The sequence below is a fragment of the Streptomyces sp. NPDC029956 genome, from assembly GCF_055574655.1.
In genome coordinates, this window is the sequence record NZ_JBVHZJ010000019.1 from 108,877 (window position 1) to 130,039 (window position 21,163).

The following is a 21,163-nucleotide window of genomic DNA, read 5'->3' on the forward strand; positions in this document are numbered from 1 at the left end:
CCCGGCGACCGCCACCGGCAGTTCGCGGCGGCTGTTGGGGGGCGTTCGCGCCCGCGGCTAGCTGCGGTACGGGTTGAAGCCGTCGTAGTCCAGGTACTGCGGCGGCGCCCACACCTGGCCCGTCGCCCGCGCCGCGTACGTGAGCGCGGGGGAGGCCACCGCCCGGCGCTGCCACAGGTGGTGCAGCAACTCCTGCTCCCGGACCGGGAAGTCGGGCCCGGCCGTGCCGCGCCGGGCCCGGTCCCGCAGGAACGCCAGGGTCGTCGCGAAGGACTCGTACTCGCCGACGGCCCGCGCGGCCGGCGGCCCGTACGTGCGGGCGGCGAAGGCGCGGGCCAGCTGGCGGGCGCGCATCGAGGAGAGCGCGAGCGGCTCGGCGGGGGAGAGCCACCCGGCCGCCGCGTACGCCGGGAGCTCGCCGGATATCGTGCGCAGCTCGCGCTGCCGGCTCCAGACCGCGAGCCAGGTCAGCAGACCGAAGGCCGGGACCATGAGCGCCCCGTACACCGCGTAGAAGGTCAGGGGGCCGCCGAAGGTCGCGGAGCCGTTCCAGGCGGCGTGCAGGCCCATGGCGAGCAGCAGCCCGGCGAGCGGCAGCAGGACCCGGCGCAGGCGCCTGCCGCGCGGCGCGAGGGCGGCGAAGCCGAAGCCGATGCCGGTGAGCACGGTGAAGAGCGGATGCGCGAACGGTGACATGACGACCCGGACGAAGAAGGTCGCGGCGGTCACCGAGCCGAGGCCGGTGGAGCCGAACTCCTGGTCCTCGCCGAAGGCGTTGCCGAGATAGAGGATGTTCTCGGTGAAGGCGAAGCCGGTCGCGGTGAACCCGGCGATCACGACCCCGTCGACGAGCCCGCCGAAGTGCTTCCTGCGGAAGAGGAAGAGCAGCAGGATCGCGGCGGCCTTCGCGGACTCCTCCACCACGGGCGCGACGACGGTCGCCCCGAGGGTGTCCGCCGATGCGGGATCGGCGGTGGCCGTCGCGATCCAGCGGACCGCGAAGGAGTTCGCCAGGATCGCGACGAGCGCGGCGGCGAAGGCGCCCCAGGCGAACGCGAAGAGCAGGTTCTTCCAGGGACCCGGCTCGACCCGGTCGAGCCAGCGGAACGCCGCCATCAGCAGCGGTACGGGAAGCACGGCGAGGCCCAGGCCGACGAGGAAGCCCTCGGTGCCCGTCTGCTCGCGGACCAGCCCGAGGATGAACAGCGCGCAGATCGCGAGCACGGTGACGAGGGCGACGCCCCGGACCAGCCGGCTGCGCCAGAAGTCCCGGCGGGGCCGGTAGCGCCACTGGGACCGGTCGGCGGCCGCCGGGAAGGCCGGCTCCTCGGTGTCCCGGTGGGGGACGGGAGCGGCACCGGCTTCGGTGGGGACGGGGAAGGACACGTGAGCGACCCTAACGACCCCCACCGACACCCGGAAAAGGGTTAAGCCCGTCGCGATTCCCCCGGGGTCACTTCCGCCGGAAGAGGAGATCGTTCACGACGTGGCCCTTGTCGAGCCCCTGCCCCTCGAAGCGGGTGAGCGGCCGGAACTCGGGCCGGGGCGAGAAACCGCCGTCGGCCTGGGTGTTCTCGAAGTCGGGGTGCGCGGAGAGCACCTCCAGCATCTGCTCGGCGTACGACTCCCAGTCGGTGGCGCAGTGCAGCACGCCGCCGGGCTTGAGCCGGGTCGCGAGGAGGCTGAGGAACTCGGGCTGGATGAGGCGCCGCTTGTGGTGGCGGGCCTTCGGCCAGGGGTCCGGGAAGTAGACGCGGCAGCCGTCGAGGGAGTCCTTGTCGAGCATTTCGCGGAGCAGGATGATCGCGTCGCCGTTGGCGACCCGGACGTTGGTCAGGTCGTTCCGGTCGGCGAGGCCGAGGAGATTGCCCTGGCCGGGGGTGTGGACGTCGACGGCGAGGATGCCGGTGCCGGGGTCGGCGGCGGCCATCTGCGCGGTCGCCTCGCCCATGCCGAAGCCGATCTCGAGGACGACGGGGAGCCCGTCGAACATCTCGCCGAGGTCGATGACCCGCTTGCCGTCGATGTCGAGACCCCAGTCCGGCCACCGCTTCAGCAGGGCCTCGGCCTGACCGGCGGTGACGCGACTGCGTCGCGGCTGGAAGCTGCGGATCCGCCGCTCGTGATGAGACCCGGCGGGATCGGGCAGGGGGCCCTCACCGGGCGCGAACCGCTGGCTGCCCCGCTGCGAGACGGGCCGGACGGACTCGGCGGGGTCGGCGACGGGACGCGCGATGTTCTCTGGCTGCTCAGACACAATGACCCGATTCTACGGCGAACCCCGCCGCCCACACGGCGGTGGGCTACAGCCGCGCCAGCGCTCTCCCCGCCACCTCGCGGCCGATCGGCAGCGACGCCGTCGCCGCGGGCGACGGTGCGTTCAGCACGTGGACCGTCCTCGGCGCCTCCCGGATCAGGAAGTCGTCGACCAGCGTCCCGTCGCGCAGCACCGCCTGCGCCCGGACCCCCGCGTCCGCCCGCCGCAGGTCCGACTCCGACACCACCGGCAGCAGCCGCCGCACCGCCTCCGTGAACGCCCGCTTGGACACCGACCGCCGTAGCTCACCCGCTCCGTACCGCCAGTGCGCCCGGGCGATCGCCCACGAGCCGGGCCACGCGAGCGTGCCGGCCAGCTCGCGAGGGCGGACGACGGACCAGCCGTACCCCTCCCGGGCGAGCGCCGGGACCGCGTTCGGCCCGATGTGGACGCCGCCGTCGATCCCCCGCGTCAGATGCACCCCGAGGAAGGGGAAGGCCGGGTCCGGCACCGGATAGACGAGACCCCGCACGAGCGAGGGGTCCCGGAGCTCGTAGTACTCCCCCCGGAAGGGCACGATCCGCATGCCCGGGTCGTCGCCGGCGAGCCGGGCGATCCGGTCGCAGTGCAGCCCCGCGCAGTTGACCAGGACCCGTGCCCGCACCACGCGGCCGTCGGCCGTCCGCACGGCGACCCCCCAGGGTCGCCGGTCGATGACGGTGACCTCCGCGCCGTACAGGATCCGGGCCCGGGAGGACTCGGCGAGCCGCCGGGACACCGCCCCGTAGTCGCAGATGCCGGTCGTGCCGACGTGGATCGCGGCCAGGCCCCGCACCCGGGGCTCGTACTCGCTGATCTGGGCGGGGCCGAGCTCGCGCACCGGGATGCCGTTCTCCCGGCCGCGCTGCACGAGCGCGTGCAGCCGCGGCAGCTCCTCGCGCGAGGTGGCGACGACGAGCTTGCCCGTCACCTCGTACGGAATGCCCCACTCCGCGCAGAACTTGACCATTTCGGCCGCGCCCTCGACCGCGAACCGGGCCTTGAGCGAGCCGGGCCGGTAGTAGATCCCGCTGTGGATCACCCCGCTGTTGCGCCCGGTCTGGTGGCTCGCGAGCGCGTGCTCCTTCTCCAGGACCGTGACCCGCGTGCCGGGAGCGGCGCGCGTCAGGGCGTACGCCGTCGACAGACCGACGATCCCGCCGCCGATCACCAGCACGTCACAGTCAAACACCAGCGCCACCTCCCACCCCCGATAGTGCACTGGCCCACTGACAATCCCGTGAAACCTCGCGCGACGGCACGAGACGCAGGTCACCCCGACGCAGGGCATGCCGACGCGGGCCACGCCCCTCGCGTCGGGGGCGACGAGCGGCGCCCCCGCCCCTCACGCCGGTGCGACGAGCAGCGGCCTGGCACGCTCCCGGAGTTCCATGACCCGGGGCTCGTCACCGTACGGTTCGAGCCGGTGCAGCAGATCCCGTACGTACTCCGTCGTCCGCGCCGACGAGATCCGCCCCGCCACCTCCACCGCCCGCGTGCCCGCCGCGCAGGCCGCGTCCAGGTTGCCCGACTCCAGCTCGGCGACGGCGGAGACCACGAGCCGCAGCCCGTGCGAGCGGACGAACTCCTCCGTCGGCCGCGAGAGCGCCTGCTCGGTGAAGCGGCGCACCTCGCGCGGCGCCTTCAGGTCGCTGTAGCACTCGGCGGCGTCGGCGCAGAACCGGTCGTACGAGTAGAAGCCCAGCCAGGTCGGGTCGCCGTCGCCCTCGCGGGAGCGCTCCAGCCAGCCCTCGGCCGACTTGAGCGCGGCGGCCGCGGCGACCCCGTCACCGGCCTTCGCGTGCGCGCGTGCCTCGACGAGCCGGAAGAAGGACATGGTGCGGGCGGTGGCCAGCCCCCGGTTCCGCTCCAGCGCGGCCTGGGCGAGGTCGACGCCCTCGTCTGCGAAGCCCCGATAGGTGGCCTGGAGGGACATCGAGGCGAGGACGTAGCCGCCGAGAGGCACGTCGGCGGCGGCGCGGGCGAGCCGCAGCGCCTGGATGTAGTAGCGCTGGGCGGCCTCCTGCTGCCCGGTGTCGAAGGCCATCCAGCCGGCGAGCCGGGTGAGCTCGGCGGTCGCGCCGAAGAGGGCCCGGCCGACCTCGTCGGAGTACGAGGCGAGCAGCAGCGGGGCCGCGTCCACGCGTAAGCACTCGGGGACCATGGACGAACGCCAGTCCCCGCCGCCGTACTTGGAGTCCCAGCGGCGTGCGTCCTCGGCGGCCTCGCGGAGCTTGGCGACGTCGCTGTGCCCCACGCGCACGTGCTCGGTGGCGGCCGAGCTGCTCGCGCCGCCCGTGGCGCCCCCGCCCCCGCCCCCGCCCGTGATCCCGGCCCCCGGTGGGCGCGGTGCCTCGCGCTCCACCGACGGGTCGGCCGGGGTTATCAGCCAGCGGGACGCGGGCGTCGCGTACGCGCTCACCGCGAAGGAGCCGGCGAGCGACTGCCAGATCCCGCCACCGCCGGCCCGCCGCCCGGCGAGATCCAGCCGGTACAGGTCGGTCGCGGAGCGGACCGCCTCGCCCACGTCGCGCGGGAACGCGAGGCCCACTTCGGGCGCGGGGTCGGCGTCGGCCAGCCCGATCTCGTGCAGCGGCACGGGCCGACCGAGCTTCTGCCCGATCGCGGCGGCGATCAGATGCGGTGCGGCGCCCTGCGGCACCATGCCCTTCGACACCCACCGGGCGACGGAGGTCTTGTCGTATCGAAGCGTCAGGCCCCGTTGCGCACCGAGGTCGTTGACGCGCCGGGCGAGCCCGGCGTTGCTGATTCCCGCGAGGGCGAGAACCGTGCCGAGCTTTTCGTTCGGCCCGCGTTGCTCCCTGGACATGACGCCACCCCTCGACAACCCAGACGGCCGCCACGACGCCGGGCATAGGCGTGCGGCATTCGTAAACACAGCGTAGTTCGCCGCATCCCTACCGTTAAGGGGCGGTGTTCCGTATGGCGAGATTGTTGTGTGAAAGACCGACAGCCGCGTTCGGTGGACCGGCTCGCGCTCCCGCCGTGTGGCCGTGCGCCCGGCCGTGCGCTCTCTCGGGGTGGCCGGGGGAGCGCTTCCATGAGTAGCGCGTGGGTCGGCCCGCTCGGCCGGGAAAGTGTCCCGGACCAGTGGGCTGGGGGATACCGCCGCCCCATTCCCCGCGGGCGGCGGACGGCACCGGGAGGCGGGAGCGCCTCCCGGGCTGCCGGTGGCCGGTGTGAAGCGGTGTGCGTGGGCAGGCGCCCCGGACGCTTCCCGCCCCCACCGAAGAGGGGCGATATTTGGCCGAATGACGCCGGTGTGCAACTGGCCCATGCCAGGGGCGCATTCGGCTTTCGCGCGCGTGCACCCGGACTCCGCCCCGTGCGCCGTTGTCGTGGCAGCATGTCTCCCACCGAAACGGATGTGGAGGCGCCGATGCGATGGCTGGTGGGCTGGAGCAGCGTCGCCGCGGGCTTCGCAACGACGGCCGGGGCCCGGGCGGGCGCCGCGAACGGCTCGTACGGCTCGTACGGCTCGTACGGCGCCGGATACGTCTCAGGTTCGAACGCCGGCCACGGCTCGGGGTCGGCCTCGAACACCGGCCACGGCTCCCGCTCGGACGCCGGCTACGGCTCGGACCCCGGCTACGGCCACGCCGCCGCCACCGAGGGGCGCACGGTGCAACCCGTCGGCGCACAACTCCTCTGGGGCGACCCCGACCCGCTGTGGGCGGTCGGCGACTGGCGCCCCGACGAGGTGCGGGTCGTGGCCGTCGACGACCACACCCGTCTCGCCGTCCTCGGCTGTTGCGCCGCGAGCGACGAGGAACTGCGGATCGGCCTGCTCACCGCTCGCGGGGGCGCGTTGCGGCACCTCACGGCCTGGCCCGGCAGCTACACCGCGGTCGTCAAGGCCGGCCGCCGGGTCACCGTCACCGGTGATCTCGCGGGCGCCAGGCCCGTGTTCCACACCCCGTGGGCCGGCGGCACCGCCTTCGCCACCGCCGCCCTGCCCCTCGCCGACCTGGTCGAGGCCCAACTCGACATCGGCCATCTCGGGGCGCTGCTCGCCTGCCCGGAGACCCCGGAGGCGCTGCGCGACTCCACCCCGTACGAAGGGGTCCGACGGGTGCCGCCGGGCCACGCGCTGATCCTGCGGGAGGGCGCGCGCGAGATCACCGGGTACGAGCAGGTCGCCTCGCTCGCGGTCGCTGCGGCCGAGGCCGACCCCCGGCAGGCCGTCGAGGGGGTCAGGGACGCCCTGATCGAATCCGTACGCGCGCGGCTCACCGCCCCGCGGCACGCGCCCGAGGCCCCGCTGCCCGACCCGGGCCCCGTGCCCGGCATGGGGCCCGCCGACCGGCGAGCGGCCCGGGGCGCGGGCCCGGCGCCCGGCATCGGCGCCGACCTGTCGGGCGGCAGCGCCTCCGGCACGCTCGCGCTCCTCGCGGCTGGCCTCCCCGGGGTGCCGGGCACGATCACCGGGCAGGGCACGGGCGCGGGGGAACGGCTGCTCGCCGTCACCTTCAACGACCTTGCCACGCGCGCGGGTTCGGACCGGGAGGACGAACTGAAGCGGGCCGGGGCGATCGCGGCCGACCCGCGGCTGCACCACGTCGTCGTCGCGGGAGGCGAGGAGGCGCTCCCATACGCCGCACTGGACGGGCCGCTCACGGACGAGCCGGGGCCCTCCCTCGTGACGGCCGAACGGCACCGGAGGCGGCTCGCGGGCGGCAGCGCCGACCACTTCACCGGCATGGGCGCCAAGCAGGTCCTGGACGCGCACCCGGCGCGCCTCGCGGACCTCCTGATGGACCGCAGACGCCGCTCCCTGGTGCGTCCGGTGACGGCGCTCGCGAAGGCCTCGGGGCCGTCGGCGGGTTCGCTCCTGGTGCCGCTGACGGTGTACCGGGCGGCACGGAAGCTGGCCCGTACCCCGTACCGGACGGGCCTGGAGGCGGCCGCCCAGCGGGTCCTGGAGGCGAACCGTACGGCTCAGGACGGCTTCGGTCCCCTGGAGGCGTCCCTCTCGGCGCTCACCTGGTCCCGGCCCGGGCCCGCGGCGCGCTGGATGACGGGGGAGGCGCTTGCCGAAGTATCGGTTCGCCTCAACCGGGCTGCGACACTGCCGACCTCCGTCCAGCGACCGGGCGAAGCACGCGCGCGTGCCGCGCTCGCGCGTGCGGCGGCCGACCACCGGGTCCTGGAACAGGCCGCGGAGATCCGCGGCCAGCGCCTGCACGCCCCCTTCCTCGACAACCAGGTCGTACGGGCCTGCCGCGCCCTCCCGGAATCGCTCCGGGTCCAGCCGGACGCCCGCGCGGGCGTCCTGCGCACGGTCCTGTCCGGGGCCGGCATCCACGACCTCCCCCCAGGCTGGGGCGCCCCTCACCCGGCGGTCCCGGCCGGCGCCACGCGCGCGGGTCTGCGCGCGGCGCTCCCCCACCTGATCGCCCTCTTCGACGCCCCGCTGCTCGCCGACGCGGGCCTGATCGAGGCACGCGTGGTCCGCGAGGCCCTCCGCACGGCGGCCGACGGCGCGCCCGTCCCCCTCGACGGCCTCGCCGACCTCGTCTCCACCGAACTCTGGCTCCGCCGCCTCATGTCCCGCCGGGGCTCCTGCTGGACCAACACCACGGAACCCCGCGCCCACCGCGCGGTCCAGGGCCCCCTGATCCCGGCGACGAGGTCGCTGCCGGCGTGAGGGGCCGAGGGCCCGGACGAAACGTCACAGCACGCTCGTTCGAGTCAATGCCTGCCGGACCCCGCCGGGCTGCCCGACCTAAGCTGAGAGCGTCGCACCGAGCGCAGGAGGTCCGGCACGGCGATGCCGCTGCCGGTTCCCGAGGACGCGTTCTCCGACGGCATGCCCGACCGCGAGGGTGCGAGCCCCGTTCTCCTCGTCGCCGAGGTGACCTCCTGGTCCACCGCGCGCCGCGACCGCGTCCAGAAGATCCGGGCCTACGCGCGCGGGGGCATCCCTCTCTACCTGCTGATCGACCGCGAGGCCGGTGAAGCCGTCGTGTGCTCCGCACCCTCCGGGGACGACTACGGGCACAAGTCCATCCACAAGCCGGGGACAGTCGTCGCACTGCCTGACCCCCTCGGTTTCGACCTGGACGGCTCTGCCTTCCGACAGCCGGACCCCGAGGACGCACCGGGGTAAACCCCGAGGCGTACGCAACGGCCGCCGGACACAATGAGCCGGTGCGGTATCTCATCCTCGGCACCACCGAGGCCCTCGACCCCCTCGGCCGCCGTCTCCCCGTCGGCGGCGCCCGGCTGCGCGCGCTGCTCGCCGCGCTCGCGCTGCGCGGCGGACGTGCCGCATCCGTCACCGAGCTCGCCGACGACGTGTACGGGGACTCCCCGCCGCAGGACGCCCCCGCCGCCCTCCAGGCCCTCGTCGGCCGCCTCCGGCGGATCATCGGCAGCGACGCCGTCGCCTCCACCCCAGGCCCCGGCTACCGACTCGTCGCCGCCCGCGAGGACATCGACCTGTACGTCTTCGAGCGCCACGTCCAGGACGCGGGCGCGCACCTCGACGCCGGCGGACCGGAGAAGGCCGCCGCCCTCCTCCGCGCAGCCCTCGGCCTGTTCCGGGGGCCCGCCCTCGCCGATCTGTCCGACCCGGCGGGCGTCCGCCTGGAGGCCCAGCGGCTCGCGGCGCTCCGGCAGCGCGTCGAGGCGGATCTGCGCCGGGGCGCCACCGACGGACTCGTACCGGAGCTGACCGGGCTCACCACCACGTACCCGTACGACGAGGCCTTCCACGCCCAGCTCATCCGCGCCCTGCGGGCCGAGGGCCGGCACGCCGACGCCCTCGCCGCCTTCGAGTCGGCCCGCCGCACCCTCGCGGACGCCCTCGGCGCCGACCCCGGCCCCGAACTCGCCGCGCTCCACCGGGAGCTCCTCGCGGGTCCGCCCCCGCTCCCGGCCCCTGCCCCGGCCCCGGCCTCCGTGCGTCATGGCACCGCGTGGGATCCGCCGACCGCTGCCGACCCGCGGCCGACCGCACCGCCGGACCACGCGCGCCCCCCGACGCCCCCGGCCGACTCCACCCCCGCCTCCGGCAACATCCGCCCCCGCCTCACCTCCTTCGTCGGCCGGGAGCCCGAACTGGCCGCGATCCACGCCGATCTGGACCGCTTCCGGCTCGTCACGCTCACAGGCCCCGGCGGCTCCGGCAAGACCAGGCTCGCCGAAGAGGCCGCCCTGCGGGTCTTCGCCCCCGTCGCCCCCGCCACCGGCTCAGCCGGCACACCCGCCACAGCTACAAACCCCACGACCTCAGCCCCCACCAGTCCGGGCCCCACCGGGGCCAACCTCCAACGGACCGAGCCCGCACCCGCCTCCCCCACCACCGCCTGGATCGCCGAACTCGCCCCGCTCGACGACCCCGAGGCCGTCCCCGGCGCCGTCCTCTCCGCGCTCCGGCTCCGCGAGGTCAACCTGATCACCCGCGAGGGCGTGACGCTCCAGGACGACCCCACGGCCCGTCTCGTCGAGCACCTCGCCCGCCGCCCCTTCCTTCTCGTCCTCGACAACTGCGAGCACGTGATCGACGCGGCCGCCGCCCTCGCCGAGACGCTCCTCACCGACTGTCCGCAGCTCCGCATCCTCGCCACCAGCCGCGAACCCCTCGGCGTCCCGGGGGAGTCGGTCAGACCCCTCGAGCCCCTGCCACCGGACCCCGCGCACCGCCTCTTCGCCGAGCGCGCCCGCGCCGTACGTCCCGATGTCGACCTCACCCAGGGCGGCGGCGCGGCCGTCGACGAGATCTGCCGCCGCCTCGACGGCCTGCCCCTCGCCATCGAACTGGCCGCCGCCCGCCTCCGGCTGCTCACCCCGCGCCAGATCGCCGACCGGCTCGACGACCGTTTCCGTCTCCTCACCTCCGGCTCCCGCACGGTCCTGCCCCGCCAGCAGACCCTCCGTGCGGTCGTCGACTGGTCCTGGGACCTGCTCGACCCCGAGGAACGCACCCTGCTCCGCCAGGTCTCGGTCTTCGCCGGCGGCTGGGACCTCGCCGCCGCCGAGGCACTGTCCCCGCGCGCGGCGGACGCGCTCGGCGCCTTGGTCGACAAGTCCCTCGTCGTCGCCACCCCCACCGAGGGCGGCGAGATGCGCTACCGGCTCCTGGAGACCATCCACGAGTACGCGGCCGAGCGTGCCGCCGAGACCCCGGCGGTCCTCGCCGCCGCCGAGGCCGCCCACACCGCCCACTTCACGGCCCTCGCCGAGACCGCCGAACCCAGGCTCCGCTCGGCCGAGCAGCTCCCGTGGATCGAGCGGATCGAACGCGACCTGGACAACATCCGCGCCGCCCTGCACCGCACGGTCGTCACCTCCCCCAGGTCCTCCGCCTCGCCCGAGCAGGGGGGATCCCGATCCGACGAGGCCGCCGCCCACCGCCTGGTCTTCGCCATGGGCTGGTTCTGGTGGCTGCGCAACTACCGTCCCGAGGGCCTGTCCTGGGTCGACCGCGCGGTCGCACTCGGCGACGACCCGGCCGACCCCGACGACCCCCGCTACTGGCCTCGGATGCGCCTGCGCATGCTGCAGTTCTTCCTGGAGGTCGAGAGCCGCACGCTGCGGGACTTCCAGGACCCGGAGGCGATCGCGCTCGCCCGCCGCGTACGGACCGCGTTCGGCGAGCCGCCCGGCCCGGAGGGCGCCAGCTTCCCCGGCCTGCTCTGGCCGTTCACCGCGTACCTCACCGAGGAACCGGCCGTGGTCCGTGACCTTCTCGACGAAGCGGTCGCCAACTGCCGCCGCCACGGCGGCGACTGGGAGGTCGGCGTCAGCCTCATGTTCCGTACGCACATGGTCGTCGACATGCCCGGCGGCATGCCGGGCATCGACGAGGACCTGGCCGAGCTCCGCCTCCTCGCCCGGAGCGTCGGCGACCGCTGGATGGGTGCCCAGATCGCGAGCGCGGTGGGCGAGGCCCATTTGCTGCGCGGCCGCAGCGAGGAGGCCGGGGAGGCGTACGAGGAGGCCCTGCGGTTGGCCCGTGAGGTCGGCGCACACGCCGAGTCCCCGTTCCTCCTCGCCCGCCTGGCCGAACTCGCCTACCACACCGGCGACATGGAGGCCGCGGAGAAGGGCCTCGACGAGGCCGCGCGGGAGGCGGAGCGCTACCGCGTGCGGGACACCGGCGTGTTCGTCTGCTTCCTACGGGCCGGCGTCGCCCTGTACCGCGGCGAGATCGCGGAGGCCCGCGCCCAACTGGAGGAGGCGGGCCGCACGGTCGCTACCGGGGCGCCGCCACCGCACTTCGAGGCGGCGTTCGTGGGGCTGTCCGCGCGCGTCGAGGCGGGCGAGGGGCGGGCGTCCGCCGTCGCCACGGCCACCGAAGCGCTGCGCGGCGCGCGGGACGCGCAGTGCGCGGAATTCTTCCTCGCGGGCCTGGGGGAGGGGCTCGCCGTCGTCCTGTCCTCGGCGGGCGAACCCGCCCTGGCGGTCACGATCATGGCGGCCGTCGAGGGCTGGCGGACCGAGCTGCCCCGCTCGGTCCCCGGCCTGCGGGACGTCGAGGCGGTGAACGCCCGGGCGGTCGCGGCGCTCGGCCCGTCGGGCCTCGCCGCCGCTCGCGCCGCAGGGAAGGGGCTCGACGTCGACGAGGTACTGGCCCTCGCGGAGACGGTCACCACGAGGCCCGAACCGGACCGGCCCGGGCCGGACGAGCCCGGGCCGGACGGGAACCTCAGGAGCAGCTGATCCGCGACTGCGCCCAGTCGGCGACGGCGGCCCGCCCGAACGGCGTGTGCTCCTCCACCACCAGCCGGATCGTGCTGCGGCCGGAGATGTCGACGTGCACCGGGACCGGCGGGTCGCCGGCCCGGACCACGTCGGAGCGCCAGAGCCGCTCCTCGTCCCCGTACACGGAGAACCGCACGCCGCCGACGCCCAGCAGCGCGCTCAGGTCGTCGACGCCGACGACCGCGTCGTAACTCGTGCACTGCCGGTTGAGGTCGATCAGCAGGGACGAGGGCGCGTGGACGCTCACCCCGTGCGCGTACGGGGTGCCGCCGATGGACAGGTTGGCGCGCTGCCACATCCAGCTGCTGTCGGAGAGGGCGACCTCGGGCTTCGTGCCGTCACCGAAGATCCCGTAGTCCAGCTCGTTGACCTGGTAGACCCTCGGCGGGGCGGGCGGCGGCGCCGGCTTCGGCGAGGGCTTCTCGGGACTGGGCGTCGGCGTGGGCGTGGGGGTCGGCTTGGGGCTGGGCTTCGGCGGCGGCGTCGCCGGCGGGGGCGTCGGCTTCGCGGGCGTCGGCTTCGGTGCGGGCTTCGCCGGAGGGGGCGTGGGGGTCGGCGTGGGCGCCGGCGGCTCGGACGTCACGGGCGGGGGCGGCGGTACGGGCGTCGGCGTCGGCTTCGGCGGCGGCGCGGGTTCCGCCGGTACGACGGGGGTGACGACGGGCTGGGCGGGTCTGGGCGCGGCCACGGGCTGCGGATCCCCGGCCATGGCCCAGACGAGCCCGGCTGCCGCGGCGACGGCGACGGCGGCTGCGATCCCGGCCTTGGCGGGCGCGCCGAGGCCCTCGGCGGCGGCTCCGCCGGAGGACCCGGTGGCGGCGGCCGCGGCACCGGCCGCACCCGCGCCGACGGCGCCTCCGGCGACGACGCCGGCGGCCTTGAGCGAGTACCCGGCGGCGAACCAGCCGATGACGGCGACCGGAAGCAGCGCGGGGATGCCGGCGTTGACATGGGCCAGCTCACCGGCGGCGAGCCGGCACTTGGCGCACTCGTCCAGGTGCTTGCGCAGTCCGCGTTCGGCGCGCATCCGCAGGCCTCCGCGCGCGTAGGCGCCGAGCCGGTCGGCGTATCGGGCGCAGTCGCCGCCGGCCGTCAGGGACTGGCTGACGTGGGCCTGGAGGTAGGCCTGCTTGAGGCCTTCGCGGGCGCGGCTGGCGAGGACGGCCGTGGCGTTGGCGGTCAGGCCGAAGAGCGGTGCGACCTCGCTGGGGGACTCCTCCTCGACGGTGGTGTGCCACAGCACGGCCTGCCAGCGCTCGGGCAGCGAGCGGAAGGCCTGCATGGCGAGCGACTGCTCGGCCTCGTGCATGGCCAGGACGTCGGCGCCGAGGTCGAGCGTGTCCTGGTCGGAGACCTCGGAGGAGCGGGCGGCCTCGGCCGCGAACACCGCGAAGTCCTCGACGAGGTGTTCCCGCTTCTGCGTCTTCGTCCAGTTCGCGGCGACGCGCCGGACGGTGGTCATCAGATAGGCGCGTACGGCCTGTTCGGGCCCGGCTCCGCCGCGGACGGCCTGCAGCGTGCGGGCGAAGACCTCGGCGGTCAGGTCGTCGGCGGTGTGGGCGTCCCGGCAGCAGGTCCTGGCGTACCGGCGCACGGCGTCGGAGTGTCTGCGGAAGAGTTCCTCGTACGCGGAGTCGTCGCCGTCCCGCATGAGCTGGACGAGCTCGGGGTCGGAGGGGGGCAGTTCGACGGGCGGCGGAAGGACGGTGTCGTGCTCGTGGTCGTCCTCGGGCCCGGTGCCTGCCCCGGTCGTGCCGAACCCGGAGCCCGTACCGGAACCGGCGCCCCACCCGGAGGTCTTTCCCTCACGCTGCTGCGGCACGCTCGCGTCGAGCGAATCGAGCGAATCGGGCGAATCGGGCGAATGAAGCGATCCGAGTGGGTCGAGCGAATCGACGGCGCCCACGGCACCTGCCGGACCCGTGCCTGCCGGACCCGTGTTTGTCGGACTCGTGTTTGTCGGACTCGAACTCGCCGGACCCGCGCCCGAAGAACCCGCCCCGGTGGTGTCCGGCGCGCCGGGGAGGCCTCCCGGTCCACCCTGGCTCGGCACCTGCCGGGAGGGCTGGCCCCCCGCCTCGGCGGGGCCGCCCAGCGGCTCGTCCCGACTGTCACCGCTCATCGCGGAAGCCCCCGTACGCACGCTCGGACCCGAACACCGGCCAAGCCTGCCACAGCGCGCGGGCACGCCGAAGCGCCGCGTCCACTTACCACTCATCCGGGGCGACTTCGTGTATCCGGGCGTAACCGATCACACGTTCGTGTCATGCTCGTTGATCCGCCCGGACCACACGAAGACTCCGGCCCGCGCCGGGGCGCGGCAGCCGGCTCCCGGAGCTGTGCTCCTACGAAGGGCGCTCCCTACCGGGAGCGCAGCCCCTCGATCAGGATGTCGAGGAGACGCGTCGAGGCCGCCGCCTGCTGCACCGCGTCCGGCAGCGCCGGAGCGGCCGTGGCGATGACGAGGAGGACGTCGGCCACGGTCACGTCGGTCCGCAGCTCACCCGCCTCACGCGCCCGGTCGACCAGCCGGCCGACCACCTCGAGGAGCTCCGCGGCGCCCGCGTCGTCCTTCTCCTCGGCGGGTACGGCCCTCGGCGCGACCACACGCGCGTCGGTCTGCTCGCCGACACCCCGCTGGTACGGCACCCGCGCCGCGTCGTCCGCGCCGTGGGAGTCGCCGCCGAGCGGCAGTACCGTGACGTCGTCGACGCCCACCCGCAGCACCTGCGGCGGAAGGAGCCGGCCCGCGCCCGAGGCCACCGAGGTCCGCAGGAACCGGGAGAGCGCCGACCACGGCTCGTCCTCCTGGCCGAGCGCGGCCCTCGCCTGCTCGGTCAGCCGGGAGGTCTCCTCCTCGGCTATCCGCCTGACCAGGACGTCCTTGCTCGGGAAGCGGCGGTAGACGGTGCCGACACCGACGCGGGCGCGGCGTGCCACGTCCTCCATCGGAGCCCCGTAACCGAGCTCGCCGAACACCTCGCGCGCGGCGCGCAGGACATGCTCCAGATTGCGCTGGGCGTCCACCCGCAGCGGCGCGGCCCTGCCGGACACCGGTGCGCCGTTGCGCTCGGAGCCGCCGACGCCCGCGTGCGGGCCGTCGTCCACGGTCGCCGTCCCGGCGCCCGTCTGCCATCGTGAATCCTGCATATGCATAAGCGTTCCCCCGCTCATGATGTCTCCCCCCGGAGACTCCCCGCCCTGAAAACGGGGTTTCCGGAGGATGAGCGCTTCGGTCCACGCGCTCCCATCCGACACCCCGACGAAGTACGAACATAGTTGAGTCCGGGTCAATTCAGAAGGGGGAGTTCCGTACGGTGCGCCCCCCGATCGGAGCAAGGAGCGGATCACTCCCGATTCCGACCCCCCGCCGAACCCGGCGTGGACACCCTGACCTGCGCCGTTGAGCACGTACCCCCCGTGCGCGCCACCCCGCGCCTCCGTACCCCTCCGGTCACACAATTTGCCGGGGCTGTGGACAAACCACGGACGGCGGTGCGTCATGGGACAGTGACCGAACCTGCGCGCATTCTCGTGGTCGGCGGTGGCTACGTCGGCATGTACACCGCGCTGCGCCTCCAGCGGCAGCTCAGGGCCGAGCTGAGAGCCGGCGACGCCGAGATCGTGGTGGTCACCCCCGAGCCGTACATGACGTACCAGCCGTTCCTCCCCGAGGCCGCCGCCGGCTCGATCTCCCCGCGGCACGTCGTCGTGCCGCTCCGCCGTGTCCTCGACCGCTGCCGGATCGTCATCGGCGAGGTCCTCTCCGTCGACCACGTCAAGCGGACCGCGACCCTCTCCACCCTCGCGACCGTCGAGGAGGGCGCCGGCGCGGTCGACCTCACGTACGACGAACTGGTCATCGCGCCCGGCTCGGTCTCCCGCACCCTCCCGGTCCCGGGCCTCGCCGACCACGGCATCGGCTTCAAGACCGTGGAGGAGGCCATCGGCCTGCGCAACCACGTCATCGAGCAGATGGACATCGCCTCCTCGACCCGCGACCCCGCGATCCGCGACGCCGCCCTCACCTTCGTCTTCGTCGGCGGGGGCTACGCGGGCGTGGAGGCGCTCGCCGAGCTGGAGGACATGGCCCGCTACACGGCGCGGTACTACCACAACCTCAAGCCGGAGGACCTGCGCTGGGTCCTCGTCGAGGCCTCGGACCGGATCCTGCCCGAGGTGGGCGAGGAGATGGGCAGGTACGCCATCCGCGAGCTGCGCGGCCGGAACATCGACGTACGCCTGGAGACCCGCCTCGAATCCTGCGAGGACCGGATCGCGGTCCTCAGCGACGGCACCCGGCTGCCCACCCGCACCGTCGTCTGGACCGCGGGCGTGAAGCCCGCCCCCGTCCTCGCCAGGACAGACCTGCCGCTGAACGAACGCGGCCGGCTCCGCTGCACGGCCGCGCTCGCCGTCGAGGGCGTCGACCACGCCTGGGCGGCCGGTGACGCCGCCGCCGTCCCCGACGTGACCTCGAAGGAAGCCGGCAAGGAGTGCGCGCCCAACGCCCAGCACGCCGTCCGTCAGGCCAAGGTCCTCGCCGAGAACATCGCGGCCTCCCTGCGCGGGCAGCCGCTCAAGGAGTACGCGCACGCGTACGTCGGCTCCGTCGCCTCCCTCGGCCTCCACCAGGGCGTCGCCCACGTCTACGGACGGAAACTCAAGGGATATCCGGCCTGGTTCATGCACCGCGCCTACCACCTGAGCCGGGTCCCCACCTTCAACCGCAAAGCCAGGGTCCTCGCCGAATGGACCCTGTCCGGCCTGTTCAAACGGGAGATCGTCTCCCTCGGGTCGCTGGAACACCCCCGCGCCGAATTCGAACTCGCCGCCGCTCCGCCACCCGACCACGGCGACAAGCCGTCGTCCTGACATCACTGTCAGTGCACTCGTCCACACTGGACGTGTGACCATAGGTGGACTCACACCTGCACAGCGTGACTCTGCACGGCACCGACACCACGAGGCATAGAGATCCGTGAACTTCACCCGTTGGAGCGCCCGGCTCCCCGGTACACAGCGCCGCGCGGCGCGGGGGACCGAAGGCTCCGTGCCCGCCGCCCGCGGTGAGTACGCGCAGCAGCTGGAGCACCTCGCCCGCGAGGCTGCCGAGACCGGCGAGCCCGCCGACGTACCCGCCCTGGAGGACTTCTCCGTACGGGAACTCCTCGGCCGGCTCCCCGGCCTGGTCGCCCTCGCGTACGGCCCGGACCACCGCATCGCGTACGTCAACGACGCCTATGCCGCCGCCTTCGGCCCCCGCCCCGCGGGCGTGCCCGTCGCCGACACCTGCCCGGAGGCGGAGGAGCTCGGCCTGCTGCCCCTCATGGACCAGGTGCTGCGCAGCGGCAAGCCGCGAACGGTCAAGTCCCGCCGCACCCACGACGGCGGCTCGTACACGGTGACGTGCCTGCCCGTGGACAGCCCGCACATCGACGGCGGTGGCGTCCTCGTCCACGCCGCGGACGTCACCGACCACGCGGAGGCCGCCGAGCGGCTGCGGGCCAGCGAGCGCCGCCACCGCGAGACCGCCGTCACCCTCCAGCGCTCGCTGCTCCCGCAGGACCTGGAGCAGCCCGACGACCTGCGGATCGCCGCCACCTACCAGCCCGGCGGCACCGACGCGGCCGTCGGCGGCGACTGGTACGACGTGATCACCCTCGGCGCCGGCCGCACCGCGCTCGTCATCGGCGACGTGATGGGCCGGGGGGTGCGCGCCGCCGCCGTCATGGGCCAGCTCCGCACCGCCGTCCGGGCCTACGCGCGCCTGGACCTGCCCCCGCACGAGGTGCTCCAGCTCCTCGACGGCCTCGCCGCCGAGATCGACGCCAGCCAGATCGCCACCTGTGTGTACGCGATCCACGACCCCAGCGAGGGGAAGCTGGTCTACGCCTCCGCGGGCCACCTCCCGATCCTCGTCCGGGACGAGGACGGCAGCGTCCGGCGCGCCGAGGATCCGACGGGCCCACCGCTCGGCACGGGCGGCTGGCTGCACGCCTCGGGCTCCATCGCCCTGCCGCCCGGCTCGACCGCCGTCCTCTACACCGACGGTCTGGTCGAGCGCCGCCGCGAGGACATCGACGAGGGCGTCGCCGCCCTGGCCCGCGCGCTCTCCGGCGCCAGCGGCACCCCGCAGGTCGTCTGCGACCGGCTGCTCCGCTCCCTGGGGGTCACCGCGGAGCACGACGACGACGTGGCCGTCCTGGTCGTCCAGCACCCGTCCCGCAAGGGGGCGGACGCGGAGCTCTTCCACAACGCGGCCCTGGAACTCCTGGGGGGCGTCGAGGCCGCTCCCCGCGCGCGTGCCTTCGCCTCCGGGGTCCTGTCGTCCTGGCGCTTCCCGGTCGAACTGCGCGACCTGGGCGTCCTCGCCACCAGCGAACTGGTGGCGAACTCCCTCCAGCACGGCACCCCGCCCATGCGGCTGCGCCTGCGCCGCACCGACCGCCGCCTGATCATCGAGGTCACCGACGGGGACGATCACCTGCCGCGCCGCCGCAGGGCGGAATCGGAGGACGAGGCGGGTCGCGGAATCTCGATCATCGCGACGATCGCCTCGTCCTGGGGCAGCCGCCGCACACCGGGCGGCGGCAAAGCGGTCTGGTGCGAGTTCGCCCTGCCCGACCACTAAGCCGGAGGTCAGGCGGCCGCGGTCTCCTTCTCAGGCATGTGCTGGGCCACGACCAGCGACGGCTTCACGGCGAGCGACGGCTGGTTCTGCTCCGGGGTCAGCTGCTTGCCCAGCCGCACCGCGAGGAACGTGATGCCGAGCGAGAAGAGCACGAACGTCACGATGTACGGACCGTGCAGCGCGGCTCCCATGGGCCCGCCGACGGCCGGCCCGACGGCCAGCGCCAGCTGCTTGACCAGGGCGAAGGCCGAGTTGTACTGCCCGACCATCGACTCCGGCGCCAGGTCGGCGACCAGCGGCGCCACGGTCGGCGACAGCATCGCCTCACCGAGCCCGAAGAGGGCGTACGTGGAGACGAAGGCAGCCGTCGCCATGGCCTGGCTGCCGTGCCCGAGGCCCGCGTACCCGGCGATCAGCCAGGCCACGGTCCAGATCAGACCGACGGCCGCGATCACCCGGGTCCGCTTGCGGCGCTCGACGAACTTCAGCACCAGGAACTGGGCGGCCACGATCACCGCGGTGTTGGCGGCCAGCGCCATACCGAGCGTCGAGGGCTGGATGCCGGCGGCCTCGGTGCCATAGGCGGCGAGACCCGACTCGAACTGTCCGTAGCAGGCGAAGAAGAGGACGAAGCCGAGGACGCACAGCTGCACCATGGCCTTGTGCCCGAGCAGCGCACGGATGCCCCCCTTGCCGCCCTCGGAAGGACGGGCGCCCTGGAACGCCGGGGAGCCGGGCATCCGCACGGTCCCGACGATCGCCCCCAGGACGAGGAACATCGCCGCCTCGATCGAGAACAGCAGGATGAAGCTGCCCGGCCGGCTCGTGTCGACCAGCAGACCGCCGATCAGACCACCGACACCGAGACCCAGGTTCTGCAGGAAGAACTGCATCGCGAACGCCCGGGTGCGCCCGACGGGCGTCGAGCACCAGACGATCATCGTGGCGAGCGCCGGCTGGAGCACGGCCGTACCGGCACCGAGCAGCGCCGCGGCCCCCACAGCCGCGGGCACGCTGGACGCGAAGCCCATCGCCACCGCACCCACGGCCGCGACGACCGAGGCGACGAGGAGGACCGGCACCGGTCCGCGCCGGTCGATGGTCCGCCCGCTGAAGGGCAGCACCACCAGTGCGGCCATGGCGAAGACGGCCAGGACGATGCCCGCCGTGGCCGCGCCCAGATCCCGCACCTGCGCCACGTACACATAGAGGTACGGCACGGTGAAGCCGAGTCCGAACGCGCTCAGCGCGCTGCCTGCCTGAATACGGCGCATCGCTGCGCCCCTCGCCTTGGTCACACTCACCCACTTCGGTCGCAGGTTCAGAGGTGTACCCCTGAACCTTGAAGACTTCAACACTAAAGTTCGAGGCTTAACAGTACACACCGAAGGACTTCAACGCCAACGAGACCCGTGGGATACTCGCCTCCATGTCCGACAACCCCGAGCGGTCCGGCCCGCAGGCTCCGCAGGAGCCGAGCCTCGACGAGCAGATCGCCGCCTATCAGCGCGAGTTCCGCGACCTCGACCCTCAGGTCGAGAAGGTCGTCTCCGCCCTCGGCCGGCTGAACCGGCGGATGAACGTGGCGTACGGACGCCAGCTCGCCGACCTCGGCATCAGCAACGCCGAGTGGGAGGTCCTCAAGACCCTGGTCCTCGCCGGCGAGCCCTACCGGCTGGGTCCGGGCGAGCTCGCCAAGCGGCTGGGCCTCACCCCGGCCGCGATGACCCACCGCATCGACCGCATGGCGGGAGAAGGCCTGGTCACCCGCGACCGCGACGAGAACAACCGCGTCCGCGTGATCGTCGAGCTCACCGACGAGGGCCGCTCGAAGTGGCTGGAGGCCATGCGCATGGCCACGGACTTCGAGGAGGAGCTCCTCCAGGACCTCACCTCGGACGAGCGGGGAGTGCTCGGCGAGATCCTCATCCGTCTCCTCCGTCGCGTGGAGCTCACCCAGCCCGATGCCGGCGGCCGCCTGACGGACCTCGACTGAGCTCCTGCGGGGCCCGCGTGCGGCCATCCGAGGGGGGTTGACACTCCCCTCCCGGATGCGTAGTGTTCTCCGAGTTGTCACAGAGCCGGAACGGTTCTTCGACAACCACCTCCGCCGCTGAGAGCGGCACCTCTACTCCGCACGATCTCCCCACCGGGATGAATTTCGGCATGCCGAAATTCATTTCGAAAGACTCGATTATGAGCCGCCGGGGAAATCCGCTAGAGTTTGAGACGTCGGAACGGCCCAACAGCCGGAAAGACAAACCCCGCTGACTGGGAATCAGACGCCGAAAGGTTCTGATAGAGTCGGAACCGCCGGAAGGGCCCGGAGCGAAAGCGAATGGGACCGGAAAGCACCGAGGAAATCGGATCGGAAAGATCTGATAGAGTCGGAAACGCAAGACCGAAGGGAAGCCCGGAGGAAAGCCCGAGAGGGTGAGTACAAAGGAAGCGTCCGTTCCTTGAGAACTCAACAGCGTGCCAAAAATCAACGCCAGATTAGTTGA

General features: G+C 73.7%; 13 protein-coding genes. 6 read left to right on the forward strand and 7 right to left on the reverse strand.

Annotation, left to right across the window (positions count from 1 at the left end; all coding sequences use genetic code 11):
* Positions 1–57: 57 nt before the first annotated feature.
* From ACZ4XX_RS17955 to ACZ4XX_RS17970, 4 genes are all read right to left on the reverse strand, one after another.
* Complete coding sequence (locus ACZ4XX_RS17955) at positions 58–1,386, reverse strand: PrsW family intramembrane metalloprotease (RefSeq protein ID WP_468508835.1); 1,329 nt, start codon at positions 1,384–1,386, stop codon at positions 58–60.
* A gap of 67 nt (positions 1,387–1,453) precedes the next feature.
* On the reverse strand, positions 1,454–2,257 hold the full coding sequence (trmB, locus tag ACZ4XX_RS17960; protein ID WP_468508836.1) for a tRNA (guanosine(46)-N7)-methyltransferase TrmB: 804 nt from the start codon (positions 2,255–2,257) through the stop codon (positions 1,454–1,456).
* A 46-nt stretch (positions 2,258–2,303) separates the two neighbouring features.
* Positions 2,304–3,488: an L-2-hydroxyglutarate oxidase gene (gene lhgO, locus ACZ4XX_RS17965; RefSeq protein ID WP_468508837.1), complete on the reverse strand. Its 1,185-nt coding sequence runs from the start codon at positions 3,486–3,488 to the stop codon at positions 2,304–2,306.
* A gap of 153 nt (positions 3,489–3,641) precedes the next feature.
* Positions 3,642–5,126 carry an MFS transporter gene (locus tag ACZ4XX_RS17970; protein WP_468508838.1) on the reverse strand — a complete coding sequence of 495 codons (1,485 nt, stop codon included), beginning with the start codon at positions 5,124–5,126 and terminating at the stop codon, positions 3,642–3,644.
* A gap of 570 nt (positions 5,127–5,696) precedes the next feature.
* Here ACZ4XX_RS17970 and ACZ4XX_RS17975 point away from each other — a divergent pair.
* From ACZ4XX_RS17975 to ACZ4XX_RS17985, 3 genes are all read left to right on the forward strand, one after another.
* A complete protein-coding gene (locus ACZ4XX_RS17975) occupies positions 5,697–7,964 on the forward strand; it encodes an asparagine synthase-related protein (protein WP_468508850.1) in 2,268 nt (755 codons plus the stop codon).
* Between the two features lie 123 nt (positions 7,965–8,087).
* Positions 8,088–8,426 carry a Uma2 family endonuclease gene (locus ACZ4XX_RS17980; protein ID WP_468508839.1) on the forward strand — a complete coding sequence of 113 codons (339 nt, stop codon included), beginning with the start codon at positions 8,088–8,090 and terminating at the stop codon, positions 8,424–8,426.
* Between the two features lie 41 nt (positions 8,427–8,467).
* Positions 8,468–11,983, forward strand: coding sequence for an AfsR/SARP family transcriptional regulator (locus ACZ4XX_RS17985; protein WP_468508840.1), 3,516 nt, complete (start codon positions 8,468–8,470; stop codon positions 11,981–11,983).
* On the opposite strand, the gene ACZ4XX_RS17990 is transcribed toward ACZ4XX_RS17985, so the two are convergent.
* Both ACZ4XX_RS17990 and ACZ4XX_RS17995 read right to left on the reverse strand, forming a co-directional pair.
* Complete coding sequence (locus ACZ4XX_RS17990) at positions 11,970–14,147, reverse strand: sigma-70 family RNA polymerase sigma factor (RefSeq protein WP_468508841.1); 2,178 nt, start codon at positions 14,145–14,147, stop codon at positions 11,970–11,972. The genes ACZ4XX_RS17985 and ACZ4XX_RS17990 overlap by 14 nt on opposite strands.
* Before the next feature lie 239 nt (positions 14,148–14,386).
* Positions 14,387–15,181, reverse strand: a complete 795-nt coding sequence (locus tag ACZ4XX_RS17995; protein ID WP_468508842.1) for a TetR/AcrR family transcriptional regulator — start codon at positions 15,179–15,181, stop codon at positions 14,387–14,389.
* A 354-nt stretch (positions 15,182–15,535) separates the two neighbouring features.
* On the opposite strand from ACZ4XX_RS17995, the gene ACZ4XX_RS18000 reads away from it, so the two are divergent.
* Both ACZ4XX_RS18000 and ACZ4XX_RS18005 read left to right on the forward strand, forming a co-directional pair.
* On the forward strand, positions 15,536–16,900 hold the full coding sequence (locus ACZ4XX_RS18000) for an NAD(P)/FAD-dependent oxidoreductase (RefSeq protein WP_468508843.1): 1,365 nt from the start codon (positions 15,536–15,538) through the stop codon (positions 16,898–16,900).
* Positions 16,901–17,006: 106 nt separating this feature from the next.
* Entirely contained in the window at positions 17,007–18,659 is a 1,653-nt protein-coding gene (locus ACZ4XX_RS18005) for an ATP-binding SpoIIE family protein phosphatase (protein WP_468508844.1), read from the forward strand.
* Positions 18,660–18,667: 8 nt separating this feature from the next.
* On the opposite strand, the gene ACZ4XX_RS18010 is transcribed toward ACZ4XX_RS18005, so the two are convergent.
* The gene (locus ACZ4XX_RS18010) at positions 18,668–19,933 is read right to left on the reverse strand and encodes an MFS transporter (RefSeq protein ID WP_468508845.1); all 1,266 of its coding nucleotides are present in this window, start codon (positions 19,931–19,933) and stop codon (positions 18,668–18,670) included.
* A 155-nt stretch (positions 19,934–20,088) separates the two neighbouring features.
* On the opposite strand from ACZ4XX_RS18010, the gene ACZ4XX_RS18015 reads away from it, so the two are divergent.
* Complete coding sequence (locus ACZ4XX_RS18015) at positions 20,089–20,655, forward strand: MarR family winged helix-turn-helix transcriptional regulator (protein WP_030318311.1); 567 nt, start codon at positions 20,089–20,091, stop codon at positions 20,653–20,655.
* The last annotated feature ends 508 nt before the right edge of the window (positions 20,656–21,163 follow it).